Source organism: Photobacterium sagamiensis (assembly GCF_050337085.1).
Classification (GTDB): domain Bacteria; phylum Pseudomonadota; class Gammaproteobacteria; order Enterobacterales; family Vibrionaceae; genus Photobacterium; species Photobacterium sagamiensis.
In genome coordinates this window covers 221,755-240,062 of sequence record NZ_JAKJSP010000012.1, presented here as the reverse complement: position 1 = coordinate 240,062, position 18,308 = coordinate 221,755, and the positions used below count along the sequence as shown (strand labels likewise).

Here is an 18,308-nt window from a genome sequence, read left to right as displayed (position 1 = left end):
GATTGGTATTAACCAGAAGGGAATTACAGGCAAATAAAAAAGGAGCCTTTCGGCTCCTTTCTCTGATACTAGATGTACAATCGATTTATTATAGTGATGCGCTATATAGCGTCTGGCTGTGTTTGTATAACTCTAAACGCTGCTCGAATTTTACAAAACGTTGCGTATTTGTGTTTTCCAATTTACCCATGGCTTCTACCTGCGCCTTTACTGCCGCTCTGAATTCGCCACAAGCCGCGTAAGCTGCTGCCAGATTATCGTAGTCACCGGCATCTCCTGCTCCGCTACGACTCAATACTTGCTTCGCCAATTTTAATGCCCGCTGACCATCACGCATACGTTCATCAGTACAGGTTGCATATAACCAAACTAAGTTACGCTTCGATTCCAAAGAGCCGCCATTTGATGCTTCATTGAACCATTTAATCGCATTCGCGCAGTCAACCTGGCCAGTAGCACCCGAGGCATAATAACCACCCAGCTCAACCATTGCCGGCACTGAACCTTCTTCGGCCGCTTTTGTATACCACTGTACCGCCTGTGCAGGATCTTTTGGCAATACCTGACCGGCTTTGAACATATCACCAATCATTGTTTTCACTTCAGGCATATCAACTGCAGCTTTTTGCAGCCAGTACAAGCCTTTCAATGTATCCGACTTTAACCCGTTTGAGCCTTCAAGGTATGCGCGTCCAAGAAACAGCTGCATGTTTGTATCACCTTGCTCTGCTTCCAGTTCAACGTATTTAAGTGTAGAAAGCAGATGATTGGCCGGAGAGGTAGTCACCGAAGCAGTGGCAGTAGAAATACTATACCCAGTAACAGCCAAGCCAAATACGGCACTGAGGGCGAATTTTTTCAGAGTCATAACAGCTTGCATAAAAAGGTCTCTTTCAAAGGGGCTAACTGGTGTTTGAATAGAATTTATATAAGCGGTGATTAAAAAACAACCAGAAAGATATAGGCAGGTATGACTGACTTCACTGACAAAACGCGTTATTTATAGTTTGGTCAAGATGTTATAGCAGATGAAAGTGTGTAGTGCATTCTTAATAATGAGAGGTAGATCTTTTTCAGGCATCATAAAGCATAGCGGTTAACGCTGAACCCTCGCTGAATGGTTCGGCTAAAATGCTGAGTCCGGCGATTGATGCAAAGAAACTGATAATATGAAAAGGCTGACACGCTAGAAGCCGGTAGACGATCATCTCATCTACCGGCTCTGCGGGTTTGCTTCATCGTTTAACAATATTACTGATACCAAACAGGTTCATTATCTGGGTTAAAAATCAAGATCAAGGTCAGTGAAAATCAAGATCAAGGTCAGTGGAATCGAGTTTTTGATCCATGTGTACCGATAAATCTATATCCAAGAACTGATCAGGAATATCGGGGGTATCAGCCGAACCGTTACATACTAAGGTCAGATCATAGTTACCATAAGGCACAAATTTCATCTTATAATCGCTGTCAATTACCTTTACCTTCGCACTGAGTACAGGTGGATAATCTGAACCTAGATCATGATGGAACGCGGTATCGGCATGATAGAGATAGACATAGGCGTCATCTAACGATGATGCACAGGCTGATGGATTGATAATGCCGTGAATAACACCGGACAGCAGATTGTCGACCAGACGCATTCCTTCGTTTATCATCTCATTTGCCATCTCATAAAATTTGTTTTCACCTTCCACTTTAAGCTGAAGAATACTATGCAGATCAAATGCTATGGTATACGTGTTCTTCTCGCCAGGATTAACAGTAAAACCATCATCAAAGGTCAGCTGCTCACCAGCAATATTTAATTGCTTGGGATCATCACCAGAAAGGTCACGCACATAAGAATACGGTGTGTGCATGATGTCACCATAACCTTGATCATCTGGATCATACATAGATAATGTCAGGCTTGAGTATTCACCGGCTGGCAGCAACTGCTCGGAAATAAGACGAACAGTATCTGTACCGTCATCTACCAGGTCGACAAGATTAACTACGATAAATAGTGGGTTACCATCATCACCGAGCGGCACTGAGAAAAGAGGAGGAATACACTCATCTGAACTTACCGCTTGTTCCATAGATACTGTTATAGTCTCATCGGCTTTGGTTACTTCCATGCCATCAATAGCCACACAAACTTGTAATGCTGGTGCCTCTTGTACTGGTGTCTGTGCGATATCAACCGTTAGCAGACCTGTCTCCGGATCCGTATCTCCTGGAACCGTACCTCCTGGATCCGTACCACCATCAGTTGCTGAAGTCGAATCAACCACTTCGGGATCTGCAGCTAATGTAACTGAGTCACCAGAAGAGCCGCCACATCCAGCCACCACAAACATGGTGAGCACCATTAAAATTATTTTTTTCATGTCATCACCCCTACGATAATGTGAAAATAGTTATGTTGGATGGCCGAATCCAACACTAAAATTTTAGGAGTTAATGAGAGCGCCAAATATTTATCGAAGGTGTTATTAAATAATGAGAAAAGGATCTTACTCTCAAGACATGCTTGTCGGCGTTATTCGTACATCTCTTTAGTCGTAAAGATAAAAAAAGGCCAGTCGATCCGTTTAAACGAATTCATACTGGCCTTGATTATTGATTACCGCGTTAACAGATAATCATATTAGGTATGATTGGGATTATGCAGGATCAAGTTCTAGCATTTCCTGAATATTGAGTTGAGGCTTAGCCTCTTGACCAAATCCACGCAGACCCACCACATGTACGTGTTCGCGATCTTTGAAGATCTTACGCACTAGCTTGTAGGTGGTGCCTCTTTCCGGACTGATATTCTCTGGTGCTGCAATCAATAACTGCATGTCCAGACGATCACACAACTCGAATAAAGTGGCGATTGATTTGCCATCCAGACGAGCCGCTTCATCAAGGAATAGCAGACGACATGGGATAATGTCTTTACCCCGCAGTCGACGTGATTCTTCTTCCCAGCTTTGTATTACCATCAGCAGAATCGCCTGACCGGTACCGATCGCTTCACCCGTTGATAATGCGCCCGATTCTGCTTGTAGCCAGCCGTCTGTACCACGGTTAACTTCAATGCTCAGTTCCAGGTAGCTGCGGTAATCCAATAGCTCTTCACCCATGATTTGCGGTGAACGCTGACCCATTTCGATATGCGGATTCAGACGCTGGAACAGCTTTGCGATGGCTTCAGAGAACGTCAGACGGTTATTACCAAACAAATCCTGATGCTGATCTTGCTGCTCAGCCAGACCCGTTAACAATGATTCGTGGGTATCCCGTACCTTCACGTTCAGTCGCACACCATTAACCTGACCAAAGCCAATATTTTGCAAACCCTGGTTCAGCATACGAATACGGTTCTGTTCACGCTGGATCGTTTTACGAATGATATTAGCGACAGAGTCAGAGCTGATTGCCAGACGCTGTTCACGCGCTGTCAGTTCTTCAGTCAGACGAGCCAGTTCCACTTCCATCTCTTCGATCGCTTCAACCGGATCGTCAGTACGAATGATGTCATGACGGATCCGTTCGCGAAGGTGCTGATACACTGCGATATAGAACAGTACTTTTCGCTCCGGACGAGAGACATCTTCTGATGCACGTAATGCATCCCGCAGGTCTTCGTTATTAGCAACAGCAAGACGCAGGGCACCCAGTGATTTATCTGACAGCGAACGCAGTTCATCGGCAGACATATACGCCATTTCACGGCGGTGCAAGCGACGTTCAACATCACTTTCGCGCGCCAGGCGCAGTACTGCACACCAGCCTGCTTTGGCATTCACCACCAGCTTACGGATCTCTTGATAATCTTTACCGACTTTGCGCAGACGCTTCATCAAGCCTTTCATTTCAAGCTCGATTGATGTAATTGCTTTTTCCAACTGGCTACGACGAGCACGAGAGCTATGCAGGCGCTCATTGAGTTCATCTCGACGCACACGCGCCCGCTCTTCTGCTTCGAGATCGGCACGAACACCCAGTTCTAGCAGTTCACGTTCAAATTCCTGAACCGTTTCCTGTTTTGCCTGGTGCGAACTCTTCAGTGATGCAAATAACTGGTTGTACTGGTTCGTCTGAGCACGCGCTTGTTTCAGGCTTTCACGGCAGCGTGTACGTTCACGCTCTGCTGCAACCAATTTCGCTTTCAGCTGTTCATTCAGCTCTGAGCTCTTATTAAGCAACTCAACAGAATCGGCGTAACCAAAATGGTGACGACGCTCAACCAAATCAGCAACCGCAAATATCTGTGTTTTCAGTCGTTGAAGTGCGCTATCAGCTTCAACATAATTTGCTTGAAGTGCATCAAATTGCTCGGGATCGGCATCAAGTGCAGAGACCAGACCTTCAAGCTCAGTAATAGCTTTACCATGACGGTCAAGATAATTACGCGCTTCATCAAGGTGGGACAATTGTTGCTCAACGTCGGCGAAACGCTCGGTTAAGGTTTCATCTTCCAGCAGGTTAACGACCGGATTCAGTTTACCCAATAATGCTAAACCTTCACGTGCAGCGACAAGTTGGCTACGTTGCTGCTGCTCTTTGGCATCCACATCGGTCAGTTGACGTACAACCTGATTACGCTGGTCGCGAGCGACCTTCAGCTGAGCTTCAGGGTCGGCATTGAAGGCCACGCCCATATGGGTTGCCACAAAGCTATTGAAGCTCTGGTACAAGCGTTGCAGTTTTTGCGAATCAAATGCGGCTTTTGCATGATTTTCGACAACTTGCTCACGCTCGTCACGCAGCTGTTCCAGACGTTGCTCACGGGCAGCACGACCAAACAGCGGCACTTTAGGAAAACGAGAATAACGCAATTGGCGATCATTAAGATGAACACATATCGCGCCATCCAACTCGTCGACATCAAAACCACTGTCATCAAATGAATCGACATCACCTTCGATGATATACAAATCATCCGGGCAATCATCCAGGGCGCTCAATTTCTCTTTGATGCCTTTCAGATCGGGAACGACGATGGCGTGACGTGACGGGCCATACATAGCACTGAAATACGGCGCATCTGCCAGAGTAATATCATCATAGATTTCTGAAAGCAGGCTGCCACCTAAGGTGTCAGCCAATCCACTCAGACGTGAATCATCACTACCACCCGGTTGAGCTAGGCGTTCAATACTCTCTTCAAGCTGCTGCTTACGCACAGCCAGTTGGTCACGGTTTGCTGACGCTACACGCTCTTTATCCAGTGTCGCCTGCATAGCATTCATTACGGTCTGACTATCGAACAACTCCAATTCAGACTGTTCCGCCAGCTTTTCTAACGCGTCAGATGCTGCTATCCATGCAGGGGCTGTCGCTTCCAGTGTTTTGATCTGTGCAGCCAATGTTTGCTCATGACGGCGCAAGTCGCTGCGTTGTTCAACCAGCAGATCTTGTTCTTGCTCCAGGCTTTCCAGCGTCGCTTCGTGACGCGCCTGCTCTTCAGCCAGCGCCAGCTCACTGTCAATTGCCGTTGCAAAACGCTTGCTATAGGTTGCAGCCAGCTCCGTTGCCTGACGCTGATTGCGAATACTACGCTCAAGATCGCGATACTGTGCTTTTAGCTGCTCACCACGTTCAGCAACGCTACGAAGCTGACGGGCACGGGCAATCAGTTCACGCGCTTTGTTACCCGCTGTAGCACGATCAATCACACCTGCAATCGTGGTCACAATCTGCAGGCCTTTATCAAACTGCTGCGCCGCAGCTGATGACATATCTAACTTATGTTTCAGCGCCAGCAATGCGGTTGTTTGTAACTCTTGCTGCTGCTTCAATTGAGAAAGCACTGCGGGTGCATTATCAGCAAGAAGCTCATCATCACCAGAAAGCTGACGGGCTTTTTCAAGCGCCTGAACAGCCTGCTGATACTGCAGTGCGCGGGTTTGCTGCATATCCAGCGCTTGCTGATAATCAGCCAGCTGGGTTTTCAGGCTATCAACTTCTTCTTCCGTCAGTTGCGCCTGCTCTTCCGTCATCGCAAGTTGTTCAGCGGCTTCTTCCACCACCATCACTTGCTCTTCAAGACGTTCTGTCAGCTCTTCAAGATCTTCTTTATAGCGCTCGATCTTTTCTTGCTGACGAACTGCAGTTTGCACGAGTTGCAGATGATCAGAAGCCGCCTGATGATCCTGCTCCAGCGCCCCTTCGCGCTCTGTCAGCTCATCAAGTTCACCGGTCATATTGATCAGCGATTTTTGCTGATCGCCTAAGATCTGGCGTGAACCTAATAGCTCACCACGCAGACTAAGCGTTTTTTCCAGCTTCTGACGACGCTCATTGGCATGGCGCATATAATCTGCTGCCACGTAATTGGTTGCTTCTGTGATCAGGTGTTTAAACAGATCACGGTCGCTTTGTGTCAGCTTGATCGCTTCCAGCGTCAGGCGGTTTTCACGCAAAGCTGCTTCCATATCCTGAAAGGCTTTCTTAACACCGGTATTTTGTGGCAACAGGTAGTCACGCAATGAACGGGTAATGGCGCTGGAAATCCCCCCGTAAAGTGACGCTTCAATCAAACGGTAGAACTTAGAGCGATCCTGGCTGTTACGCAGTTTCTTCGGCAATACACCGAACTCAAACATTTGAACATGGTAATCGGTTACCGAGTTAAATGCTTTGAACTGCACACCTTCATATTCACCAACGATTTCTTTTACTTCGCTAATTTGGCGAACACGAGCCTGGTTTTCAGACAAGGTTTCAACCAGCAACTCAGTTGGTTTGATATGTGAGGGTAAGCCCTGAATAATAAATGGCTTAATATCGACTTTTTTGTCTCGACCAGCCACTTGCTGCAATTTCACTGCAAAAACAATGCGCTGTTTTTTCGAGTTAACCACATCAAGGGCCGCATAACATGCGCCCGGTTTCAATTTACCGTGCAGGCCTTTATCACGTGAAGCATTCGAGCTGCCCGCTTCTGTGGTATTGCGGAAGTGAAGCAGGCTTTGATCGGGGATCAAGGTGGTAATAAATGCTGCCATGGTGGTGGATTTACCCGCACCATTACCGCCAGATAACGTGGTTACCAGATTATCAATGTCAAAAGTACGGGCAAAAAAACCATTCCAGTTGACCATTGTGAGCGATTGATACTTACCGCGTTCCATTAGGCTTCGCCCTCCAGTCCTGCGTACTCGGTTTCTAATTCTTGTTGTTCTGTGCCATCTAGCAGGCTTGACTGACTAGGCTCTTGCTGATGAACAACGGCTTCACCATCACGGATCAGACGCAGTTGGGCTTCACGGACATCATCGCCGGTGCGTACATCAGCACCAAAGCGGAATACCGCTTCACTGATCCGGAATTTACCATTTTCACCAATTGGGATGATCATACCGATACGACGAAGACGACGAAGTGATGTTTTCACTTTGTCGTACAGTTTTTCACGATCTAAGTCAGAACCACTCGCACGGTTAGTCACCAGCTTCATCAGCTTGTTTTCATCTGCCAGTGCCAGTAACTCTTCAAACATTTCCTGATTAGTGAAAATGCCTTCATGGGCCAGGCGCTCAGGGCTGAGGTAAAGGAAACACAGCACTTTACCCACCAGCATGTCGATTTCAGACAGAACCGAACGGCTGATCAGTGAGGTTGAACGCGGGCGCAAGTAAAGGAAACCTTCTGGCGCGCGTACCAGTTCCGCATTATAGCGGCGGTAGAACATACCCAGCTCTTGTTCAAATTCAATCAACAAAGCATGGTTGTCTAAATCTTCGCTGGAAATATGACGTCCAGAACGAAGTGCATTATCCAGCGCCGGGAAAAGAGGGTTAGCAATTGCTTTTGCCAGCTTTTCAGGCATAAATTCTTCAATATTTATCGATGACATTGGCTTGTACCTTGGCTCCGTATTCATTAATCGCTTCCCAATCAGGCTGAATCGCATTGAAATCCGATTCTGAGTAACCGAGTCGTACTGCCTGATCAATCACAATTCGCGCCAGATCAAAGTGCTGCGCGTATGGGTGTTGAGCCAAATAATCTTTCAGAAGCAGGCTCAAATTAATGGCTGCACCTGTTTCTTTATGGGCTTGTAGCATCTCGGCAACCTGCTCAGCGAGCTGATCATTGACGAGGCTGAGTTCTTCAAATTCCATCTCTTCCGGCACGATACCCATGACTTCATCATCACGTAGTACCAAGGCTTCATCACGCATATCCAGTAAGCGCTCCGCATCGGCATAGGTCAGTAACCATGGATCATCAAAATAATCGGTCACAGACTGACGCAAACGCTGGCTGAAGGCCCGGTTTTTATCCATATCGATCGCGGTTCGAATGAACTTATGAACGTGACGGTCATAACCAATCCACAAATCAATCGCTTGCTGACCCCAGTTAATTATGCGATCTAGTTTCATCTGTAGAATGAAGATCATTCCATCAATGAAATCTAACTCAGGTTTACCCTGCACTTCTTCCTGGATCGCCAGTAACTGACTCTGCAATTGGTCGCCCGCTGCCTGCAAAGTATCTTGCAGTTCACGCAATGTACTGGAGGTTTCATTCAGCAGGCTTTCGCAATTGGTAATCGCCGCACGCCAGTCCTGGTTTAACAGCTCAGCAATATCCGTTTTCACTTGTTGCTGCTGTTCATCCATAGTGCGCTGGTTTAAATCGATTCGATCGAAAATTTCAGCGACCGAATACTTCAGTACAGCGTAAACGTCCTGGCGCCAATGTTTTTCATCACCGCCCTCTTTTGCTGCCTGAGCCGCTTTGTTAATTTCATCGGCCACCATGGCCAACTGAATCGACAATTTCAGCGTCGAATATTCGCGCTGGCGGATGTAGTAATCGGTAATGCCCAACGCTAATGGGCTAAGACGGTAAATACTTGCACCGTCAGTGACTTCACTGGTAAAACGCGTAATTAAGCGCTGGCGTACCAGTTCGTTTATGGCGTTATTGGCACGAAAGGCCAGGGTTTCTTTCGACTGATCGAACATATCGCTCACGATGCGGAACGCATCAACCAGCTCGCTTTCCCCTAATTCTTCATCAAAGCGATCGCCGCTTAATACCGCAATCGCCAACAAGAACGCCAGCCGCTCGGTTGGTAGGTTAAGCGAAAAGTCATGTTGCTTAACCCAATTAACCAACTCAGGAACGGTCTGGGATACTTCACTCATCCGTTGTCCTTATTGCTGTCATATCATTTTATTAATAAGGCTTCTGGGCATACACGTGAATGTAGCGGCCAAGAGACAAATAGGGTTCCTGACGACAAAGCTGTTGCTCCATCTCAAGAACTTGTTCAAAACTGTAATCACCGACCATATGGTTTTGCATATAGTCGTGGAAGGTACGTACACCCGTTTTACCTAAAATCGTTAACCCGGCATTTTCCAGGCAACTATACACCTCTTCAGGCTTGATACCTTGCTGCGGCTGTAATTTAAAACGCTTACGGTGAGGCATTCCTTCTTCGATATGCGTTAAGTTGCCACAAACAAGATTTTTAAATAGCAAACCGTTGTAGTTGTAAAACATGACAGAGATAACCCCGCCAGGTTTTACCTGATCGAGTAACGTCTCAAGCACAGCCATTGGATCAGCCAACCATTCCATGACGGCATGAAATAGCACCAGGTCAACAGGCTGTTCAAGATGATCGCCAATCTGTTGCACCGGACAATGAACCAGACGATATTGCTCAAGCAGATCCTTTTTAGCAATTTCTTGCTCTGCTAATTTCAGCATTTCACCAGAAAGATCACATAAAGTGACGTGATGACCACGCTGTGCAATTTTTTGCGACAATTGCCCGATCCCACCGCCGGCATCCAGGATACGTAGCGGTGTTACGTCATTGAGCACAGCAAGAATCTGCTCTATGTCTTGCCAGACGACTGTCTGGCGGATCTGCCCTTTGGCAGTTCCATAAATGTTTTTCGCAAATTTTTGCGATAAATCATCAAAATTTCGATCTTCAATCACGTCAGCTTTACGTTATGATGGCGATTCTAAAAATGGGGCTTATTTTCTCACAAGCGTTAAAGGAATAAAGGCTTGTGATGCTTTTTCAAGCTCAACTGCTGAAATTTCGGACTACATTGCATGTTTGAACTAAAAAAAATGATATCTGCTTTACTCATGCCCTTGCCCGCGATGCTCATTCTCGGGTTCATCGGGCTATTGGTATTATGGTTTACCCGACGAAAAGGTCTCGCATCCTGTTTCATTGCTTTTGCTTTTTTGGGTATCTTCCTTGTGTCCTTCCAGCCGGTTGCTACCAGTCTGCTGAGGCCGCTAGAGCGTGAACATCAACCTTTTGTGCCGTCTTCAACGCCCGTCAACTACATCATGGTACTTGGTAGTGGCCATGTTATCGATAAGGCGATGCCGATCACATCGGAACTTTCCCGCACGGCCTTAATGCGTCTGGCCGAGGGAATACGGATCTATCGTTTATTCCCGGATTCAAAGCTGATCCTGTCTGGCTATGGCGGCGGTACTGCGATAAGCCAGGCTCGAATGATGGCGAAAGTCGCTCTCGCGTTAGGGGTCAACAAAACAGATATTTTACTGCTGGAAACCGCTCGTGATACCTGGGAGGAAGCCTTCCAGGCGGCATCTGTTGTTGGCAGTAAAAAACTGGTGCTTGTCACCTCTGCCAGCCATATGTCACGCGCATTATACGAATTTAAACAGGCGGGTTTGAATCCAACCCCGGCACCAACCAATTTCCTGGCGAGCAATAAAATTAAGCAACCGTGGGAAAGATACGCGCCAAAAGCAAAATATCTTGAACAAACAGAACGTTACTGGCATGAGACTATGGGGCAATGGTGGCAACAGATACGTAATATGGCAACGGATACAAAAAAAGCTGAAACTCACAAGCGATCCGCTGATAGTCCGGCAGAAACATTATAGGCGATGCCGAAATACAGATACCTTAACTATCTTCTTTTGTCAGTTAAATAATTGATTAGATAAGGCCAGTAATACTTGTATTACTGGCCTTTTTCTTTGCGGCGAAACGCGTTATCCCGATTGGTATTATTGATAACTGCGCAAAAAAGCATTAATTGCATGTTCAGCATAACGCGTCATCTCTTGCTCATTCATCACTCGATCGGTACACAACGCCTCAATATGGCGGTTACCTTTAAGTGCCCCCAATAATTGGTCACAGGCCAGAAACGCGTCATCAATATGCAACCGACCCAAGCGGTCTTGCTGTTCCAAAAATGCTTGTACGGTGCTTTGAGAATGATGGGCACCTCGTTCGAGAAAATAACTGACTAACTCCGGCTCCTGTTGATTTTGTGCCAATACCAACCGAGACAATTTCAACATTTTAGGGGCGTATATGAATTTCATGTAGTTACATGCAAACATCATCAATTGGCTTTTAAGTTCCTCTTCCTCAGTTGCTTCAAACTTCAACGCTTCGCCCAACTGCTCCGTGACTTCATGGACGACTGCTTTTAGCAAGCCTCTCTTATCACCAAAATAGCTGTAAAGAGTCAGTTTTGAACCGCCACAACGCTCGATTAATTGATCCAAACCGGTAGCTTCATAACCCTGTTCAAGAAAAAGCTCGGTCGCAACTTCCAGATAGCGCTGACGTTTCTTCAAGCTTGACGGACGCATTACAATGATACTCCTTAGTACTATTTCATTCCGTTAGGGGTTGCAACACCCATAACACTACATTATGATACTGTACCGTATAGTATCATATTTAAATAAAATTATGAAAACGATGATTCTGCATTGCCTTATGTTCAGTTTTTTTATTGCAGCCGCTGCTGCACTTTATTTCTTACTGGCACCAATGCCGAGCATCGCTACTCTCGATAATGGTTATGAACACTGTGAGACTTCACCGTGGGACCTCTCGAATAATCCCTAACCCTAGTTACGAGATATTGTATCGTACTGTGTTAATTATGGCTGTGACTATGAAGACAAAGATCAAGAAAGGCGTTATTGCAAGTTTGTTAGCGGGCGCTGTTACAGGATTTTACTATTACCTGGCACCAACGCCGGGCATGGTGTCGACCGACAATGCCTATGTACACGGAGAAATATCCCAGATCAGTGCCGAGGTTGCTGGTGTCGTAACCAAGGTATATGTTACCGATAACCAGTATGTCCAGACCGGTGAACTGCTGGCTGAAATCGACAAACGCGACTACATCGCCCTCAGGGATCAGGCTAAAAGCGCCTTCGCTATGGCTGAAGCGACTGTGGCTAATGTCAATGAGCGTATAAAACTGCAAATGGTCAATATCGATGAAGCGGCTACCCGCATCACTTCAGCCAAAGCTGATGCAGATCTCCAGCATAAAGAGTGGCGACGTTTTTCCGATCTGCTGCGCAAAAAGCTGATTTCGAAATCAAGCTATGACGCCCAGAAAACCCGGATGCAGCAATCCAGTGCCGATCTTGATGCCACCAAATTGCAGCTGGCTGCTGCCAAACAGCAGCTAACTACCCTGCAGACCGAACGGGAGCGTATGATCGCCCAACGCAATCAAGCCGACGCTGCGTTGGATCTGGCGAAGCTGAATCTGGAAGATACCGAGCTTCGGGCACCAATCAGCGGTGTAGTCGGCAACCGGATGGTTCGTGCCGGTCGCTATGTCAACAAGGGGAACCCTCTGCTGGCGATAGTGCCGGTCGACGATATCTGGATCGAGGCTAATTACAAAGAAAATCAGATCACCAACATCTACCCTGGTCAGGAAGTTCATATCAACTTAGATAGCTTTCCTAATTACCACCTCAAGGGACATGTGATCAGTGCCTCGCCTGCCACCGGCGCGCAATTCAGCCTGCTTCCGCCCGACAATGCCACCGGCAACTTCGTCAAAATTGTCCAGCGAGTACCCGTTAAGATCTCTATTCAGCTACCTGATGAGCTTCGCGGCAGAGTTGTTCCCGGTCTGTCTGCCGAAGTCGAAGTTGATACCAACGACAAGGCCTAATGATGAAAATTCAACCCTTTGCAATTCTTGCCCTGGCCTTGCTGGCACTTTTCCCGCAGGGGGTAACCGGTGAGATCTATACCACCGGAGCTGCGGAAATGGCCGGGACATTAGGCCTGTCGGCAGACGAAGCCTCTTGGTTCAAAACCCTGAACATGTTCGGACAGTTGGCGGCCTTTCCCCTGGCAGCCTGGCTGTCCTACCGTATCGGCTATCGTGCTCTGTTCCGGCTCGGTGCCGGGATCGGCCTGATCTGCGCCCTGATCAGCAGCCTGTGGATGAGCCCGGCCCCGCAAATGATGGCCTGGTTTGGTCACGGTGTCTCTGCCAGCTTCTTGCTACTGTTTGCCCATGCCATTGTATTGCGCAATCTGGGTTATCGTGCCATTGCTTTTGTTGAAGGCGTGATGTTGTTCAGCGTGGTATTGATCCCGCTGAGTATCTATCCCTATTTCCTCTCACATTTGGCCGAAAACAATCTGTGGCACTGGTCCTTTGCCGTTCAGGTCGTGCCCTTTATAGGAATGCTCTATTGGGCCCGATTCGGCCACTGGCCTTGCCCCGATGAGCGCCAGAAAATCCGCTTTAATTTTCTGCAGGCAGTGCTGCTAAGCGGTTTTATCTGTGGCGTAACTTACCTGTTACTGCGAGGCGAGCGCTTTAACTGGTTCCGCGATCCGGAAATCGTCGAACTCACCTTGCTGACCCTCGTACTCGGTGCAGCAGCGATCATTGCTATGCGACGCCGTTGGGGTAAAGGAGAATATCTTCGCTTTAACGCTCTGGCCAATCCTCATGGAAAGGCGGGTATGCTCGATGCTGCAGTGGCAGGCTTTGTCATCCTGGGAACCACGCTCCTGATTTCAACCTATGTCACCCAAGTCATGCACTATAGCCATGAACATTTGGGCGAGCTGGAAATGATTGGCTTTGCCGGTATGCTTGGCGGCCTGATCATTGCGCTGATAGCGACCTGCAACCCAAAAAGAAACCCAGAAAACGTGATCCCGGCGGGCGTCTCAATTATGCTCTTGGCTTGTGTCTTGCTTGCTGGCAGCAATGCCCACAGCGGTGTATCCGATCTCTGGCCAGCACTACTGCTCAAAGGGCTAGCGGTAGGTATCCTCAATATCACCCTGACTGTCCATATCTTACGCAGTTTTCCCAAACATCAGGTGGCCGAAGGAATTACCTGGTTCTATCTGTTCCGTAACTTGGGTTCGTTACTTGCCATCACTGAATTTTCGCGGTTGATGTATATAGAAACGGTGGATTCGGTCAGTAAGCTAGCCGAAAACTACAATGCCAGCAGCGGGACCTTTGTTCAGCACCAACAAATGGCAGCCGATTTGCTGCAGCAGGGGATGATCAACCCGGGCCCGGAACACACCGCTGTACTGTTAAGCGGTCAATTGAAAACTCAGGCTATGTCAGTAGCCGGAGTCAACAACTTCCAGTGGATTATATTCTCAATTGCCCTTCTGGTGCCGATTATGGTTATCGCCATGAAGTGGGCCAACAACCAGCCTCACCATAAAGAAGATGATATCGAGGCTCACTAGTCAATTGGGATAACTCACACAAAAAAGACCACTCAAATGAGTGGTCTTTTTTATTATAGTCTTTTCGTTTTTAACCGAGCAATGCCCTGACTTTTTCAAGATCTTCCGGCGTATCAACACCTGCTGGCGGCGCATCAATAGCGACATCAACATGAATTTTTTCACCGTACCAAAGCACACGAAGCTGCTCTAACGCTTCAATTTTTTCCAGCGTACTTGGCTCCCAATTAATATAGGTATTAATAAAGCCGGCACGGTACGCATAGATACCAATATGACGCATCAGGTTATGATGAATTTCTTGTGGTTGTTTTGCGTAGTTATCACGGTCCCAGGGGATAGAAGCACGACTGAAATACAGCGCATAACCATCTTTATCCGTTACAACTTTCACCGCATTTGGATTGAATACTTCATCAGGGTGATCAATCTCAACGGCCAATGTCGCCATTGGGGCATTGTTATTAGCAAGGTTATCTGCCACCTGACGGATAATCGTATCAGGGATCAACGGCTCATCGCCTTGCACGTTAACCACTATGTGGTCATCAGCAAGTTGATACTTCGCGACAACTTCAGCCAAACGCTCGGTGCCAGACTCATGATCGGCACGGGTCAGGCACACTTCACCACCGAAGCCTTTCACCACATCAACAATGCGTTGATCATCGGTTGCCACAATAACCTGCTCGGCACCGGCTTTGCAGGCTTGCTCATAAACCCACTGAATCATTGGCTTACCACCAATATCAGCCAGTGGTTTACCCGGCAGACGGGTCGACTGATAGCGAGCCGGAATGATGACCGTAAATGACATTATTTAACCTCGTCAGAACTTAGCGTACGAGCTTCTACTTCCAGCAACACAGGAATGCCGTCCTCAATCGCATAAGCAAGGCGATCGAACTTACATACCAGTTCACTCTTATCTTTATCGTAGTTCAATTTGCCTTTACAAACTGGGCATGCCACGATTTCAAGCAGACGATGATCCATACTCTTCCTTTACCTCAATAATCCGGTTAATAATGGCTTGTGCATCAGATTCTGGCAGCACTGCGTCTACAGGTAAATACCACCAATTTGATTGTGCGAAAGTGTGGCATTTCACCGCATCTTTCTCTGTCATTACTAAATGCTGCCCCTGCTGGGCCAATTGGTTTAACGCATTCTCTGAAAATGCCTGATGATCAGCAAAAGGCTGACAATGGACAGGGTTCACTCCCAGCTCATTCAATGTATTGAAGAAACGTGGCGGATGGCCAATTCCAGCCATTGCGACAATATCTTCCAGATCTGTTACGTCGCAACGCGATCCGGTTTTCAGGTTAATTAGCTGTGACGGCTTAAGTTGCATCGGCGCTTCACTGGCCTGAGCCTGCCCACCGTTGCAAATCAAAAAATCAACGTCAGTTAATCTTGTACAGGTTTCACGTAGCGGGCCCAACGGGATCAGCTGCTGGTTACCAAAACGACGCTGACCATCTATCACAACAATTTCAATATCTCGCGCTAAGGCATAATGCTGCAAACCATCATCGGTAATAATGACATCAACATCATGTTCAAGCAGCATTCTTACCGCTTCAGCACGCTTTGGCGAAACGGCAACAGGCGCCCCCGTTCTGCGGCTGATTAATACCGGCTCATCACCAGCTATATCGGTTGAGGTCTGGTTCTCAACGAAATAGGGGTAATACGGTGCTTTTCCGCCATAACCACGGGACACGACACCAGGTTTCAAACCTTGAGCCTGCAATTGCTCCACCAGCCAGACAACAACCGGCGTTTTACCATTGCCACCAGCAGTGATATTACCCACTACAACAATAGGCAGAGGTGCCCGATAAGAGGCTTTCTTACCGGATTGATACTGCATACGGCGTCGCTGACTGATAAAACCAAACAGTTTACTTAGCGGCCAGAATACTGGCCACAACAGCACAAACAATAACAACAACAGCCCGCGAGGGTGGCGCTGGAACCAGATTTTTTCAATGAGCGTGGCCATTAGTCACCAAATTGAATGCGATGAAGTTGGGCGTAAGCACCGTCATGTTCAATCAGCTCGGCATGCGTACCACGCTCAATAATTTCGCCATCATCAACAACCAGGATCTGATCAGCATTTTCAATTGTCGACAAACGGTGGGCAATCACCAGTACGGTACGATCTTTTTGCAGCTCATCCAGTGCCGACTGAATGGCACGCTCCGATTCAGTATCCAGAGCAGAAGTCGCCTCATCAAGGATCAGCACTGGTGCATTACGCAATAACGCACGAGCAATCGCTAAGCGCTGGCGCTGACCACCAGAAAGACTGACACCATTCTCACCGATAATGGTCTCAAGCCCTTCATCCATGTCTTTGATGAAGTCCATCGCGTAAGCCAGTTCAGCGGCCTTTTCAATATCAGCCCGGCTGTAGTTATCACCACTGGCATAGGCGATATTATTGGCGATGGTATCGTTAAACAGGTGAACATTCTGCGAGACAACTGCGACCTGATCACGCAGATTCGACAGTTTATAGTCACAAACATCGTGACCGTCTAAACAAAGTTCACCAGAATCAATGTCATAAAAACGGGTCAACAAGTTGGCAATGGTACTTTTACCGGAACCGGAACGACCCACCAGGGCCAGGGTCTTACCCGCAGGAAGCGAGAAGCTGATCTTGCGCAATGCCGGTGCATCTTTGGTTGGATAGGTAAAGGTGACATTTTTCACTTCAATGTCACCTTTCGCGCGCTCAACATGATGCTGGCCGTTATCTTTTTCAGCGTCCAGATCCACCAGTTCAAACAAGGTCTGACAGGCAGCCATACCACGCTGGAACTGTGATGTGACGTTAGTAAGGGCTTTTAATGGACGCATCAAGCCAAACATAGCACCGAAAACAACCGCAAAAGTACCTGGCGTTAACTCTGCTCGTAAAGACTCTGAATTTGCTAATACAAGAACAACAACCAGCGCAAACGATGCAATAAGCTGAATGATTGGATTGGCCGTCGCCTGAGCAGATACCAACTTCATAGTCTGTTGGCGCATGCGGTTACTCACGGCATCAAAACGCGCACTCTCAACCTGTTGGCCACCATAACTTAATACCACTTTATGGCCCTTCAGCATTTGCTCGGCAGAAGAGGTGACGGATCCCATTGCATCTTGCATATTTTTGGAAATTTTACGGAAACGCTTTGATACCACCCGAATGCTGATTGCAACAACAGGCGCAATAACCAGCAAAATGGCGGACAGCTCCCAGCTGTTCCAGAACATCAAAGCCATCAAACCGATGATTGACGCCCCTTCTCGTACCATGCTCACTAATGCACTGCTGGTGGCAGCGGCAACTTGCTCTGAATCATAGGTAATACGAGAGAGGAGTTTACCTGACGATTCTTTATCAAAGAAGCTGACAGGCATTTTCATAAAGTGGTTGAACAATTGGCGACGCAAATTCATCACCACATTGCCGGATACCCAGGACAGGCAGTAAGTCGAAACAAAACCACTGACACCACGCAGGAACATTAATCCAACTAAATAAAATGGCATCATGGTTAGAAAATCTGACTCTATCTGATCGAAGCCACCAAAACTTTCATCAAGAAGCGGCTTTATCATCGAAAGCATCAGGGTATCACCCAGTGCATTAATAATAAGTGCAATAACCGCGACCGTTAAACCGGCCTTATAAATGCTGATATATGGCCAGAGTCGCTTATACGTGACCGAGGTAGATTGTTCTGTAGATTGCGTCATGAAAACCAGTTTTTTTAAAAACAAT

The 18,308-nt window shown here is 47.3% G+C and carries 14 protein-coding genes; 3 read left to right on the top strand and 11 right to left on the bottom strand.

Features of this window, described 5'->3' with window-relative positions:
* Positions 1 to 88 precede the first annotated feature (88 nt).
* The 6 genes from L4D76_RS03365 to cmoM form a co-directional block, all read right to left on the bottom strand.
* A complete protein-coding gene (locus tag L4D76_RS03365; RefSeq protein ID WP_428439518.1) occupies positions 89 to 868 on the bottom strand; it encodes a tetratricopeptide repeat protein in 780 nt (259 codons plus the stop codon).
* 433 nt (positions 869 to 1,301) lie between these two features.
* Entirely contained in the window at positions 1,302 to 2,378 is a 1,077-nt protein-coding gene (locus tag L4D76_RS03360; RefSeq protein ID WP_428439517.1) for a DUF4382 domain-containing protein, read from the bottom strand.
* A 276-nt stretch (positions 2,379 to 2,654) separates the two neighbouring features.
* The gene (gene mukB / locus L4D76_RS03355; protein WP_428439516.1) at positions 2,655 to 7,115 is read right to left on the bottom strand and encodes a chromosome partition protein MukB; all 4,461 of its coding nucleotides are present in this window, start codon (positions 7,113 to 7,115) and stop codon (positions 2,655 to 2,657) included.
* Positions 7,115 to 7,840 (bottom strand): chromosome partition protein MukE, encoded by a 726-nt coding sequence (gene mukE / locus L4D76_RS03350; protein ID WP_107281427.1) that lies wholly within the window; start codon positions 7,838 to 7,840, stop codon positions 7,115 to 7,117. The genes mukB and mukE overlap by 1 nt, the downstream gene beginning before the upstream one ends.
* Complete coding sequence (mukF, locus tag L4D76_RS03345; protein WP_428439515.1) at positions 7,821 to 9,143, bottom strand: chromosome partition protein MukF; 1,323 nt, start codon at positions 9,141 to 9,143, stop codon at positions 7,821 to 7,823. The genes mukE and mukF overlap by 20 nt, the downstream gene beginning before the upstream one ends.
* 31 nt (positions 9,144 to 9,174) lie before the next feature.
* Positions 9,175 to 9,951, bottom strand: a complete 777-nt coding sequence (cmoM, locus tag L4D76_RS03340; RefSeq protein ID WP_428439514.1) for a tRNA uridine 5-oxyacetic acid(34) methyltransferase CmoM — start codon at positions 9,949 to 9,951, stop codon at positions 9,175 to 9,177.
* Positions 9,952 to 10,071: 120 nt separating this feature from the next.
* On the opposite strand from cmoM, the gene elyC reads away from it, so the two are divergent.
* Positions 10,072 to 10,890, top strand: coding sequence for an envelope biogenesis factor ElyC (gene elyC / locus L4D76_RS03335; protein ID WP_428439513.1), 819 nt, complete (start codon positions 10,072 to 10,074; stop codon positions 10,888 to 10,890).
* Between the two features lie 126 nt (positions 10,891 to 11,016).
* Here the strand turns inward: elyC and L4D76_RS03330 are convergent, their stop codons facing one another.
* Positions 11,017 to 11,613: a TetR/AcrR family transcriptional regulator gene (locus tag L4D76_RS03330; RefSeq protein ID WP_428439512.1), complete on the bottom strand. Its 597-nt coding sequence runs from the start codon at positions 11,611 to 11,613 to the stop codon at positions 11,017 to 11,019.
* A gap of 311 nt (positions 11,614 to 11,924) precedes the next feature.
* Here L4D76_RS03330 and L4D76_RS03325 point away from each other — a divergent pair, with 311 nt between their 5' ends.
* On the top strand, positions 11,925 to 12,953 hold the full coding sequence (locus L4D76_RS03325) for an HlyD family secretion protein (RefSeq protein ID WP_428439511.1): 1,029 nt from the start codon (positions 11,925 to 11,927) through the stop codon (positions 12,951 to 12,953).
* Positions 12,953 to 14,515 carry an MFS transporter gene (locus L4D76_RS03320; RefSeq protein ID WP_428439510.1) on the top strand — a complete coding sequence of 521 codons (1,563 nt, stop codon included), beginning with the start codon at positions 12,953 to 12,955 and terminating at the stop codon, positions 14,513 to 14,515. The genes L4D76_RS03325 and L4D76_RS03320 overlap by 1 nt, the downstream gene beginning before the upstream one ends.
* Positions 14,516 to 14,585: 70 nt before the next feature.
* Here L4D76_RS03320 and kdsB read toward each other — a convergent pair whose 3' ends face one another.
* Genes kdsB through msbA form a run of 4 tightly spaced genes read right to left on the bottom strand, consistent with a single transcriptional unit; the run spans position 14,586 to position 18,283 of the window.
* Positions 14,586 to 15,332: a 3-deoxy-manno-octulosonate cytidylyltransferase gene (kdsB, locus tag L4D76_RS03315; protein ID WP_428439509.1), complete on the bottom strand. Its 747-nt coding sequence runs from the start codon at positions 15,330 to 15,332 to the stop codon at positions 14,586 to 14,588.
* Positions 15,332 to 15,511: a Trm112 family protein gene (locus tag L4D76_RS03310; RefSeq protein ID WP_428439508.1), complete on the bottom strand. Its 180-nt coding sequence runs from the start codon at positions 15,509 to 15,511 to the stop codon at positions 15,332 to 15,334. Before L4D76_RS03310 ends, kdsB begins: the two co-directional genes overlap by 1 nt.
* On the bottom strand, positions 15,492 to 16,526 hold the full coding sequence (gene lpxK / locus L4D76_RS03305; RefSeq protein ID WP_428439507.1) for a tetraacyldisaccharide 4'-kinase: 1,035 nt from the start codon (positions 16,524 to 16,526) through the stop codon (positions 15,492 to 15,494). The genes L4D76_RS03310 and lpxK overlap by 20 nt, the downstream gene beginning before the upstream one ends.
* Positions 16,526 to 18,283 carry a lipid A ABC transporter ATP-binding protein/permease MsbA gene (gene msbA, locus L4D76_RS03300; RefSeq protein ID WP_428439506.1) on the bottom strand — a complete coding sequence of 586 codons (1,758 nt, stop codon included), beginning with the start codon at positions 18,281 to 18,283 and terminating at the stop codon, positions 16,526 to 16,528. Before msbA ends, lpxK begins: the two co-directional genes overlap by 1 nt.
* Positions 18,284 to 18,308 lie beyond the last annotated feature (25 nt).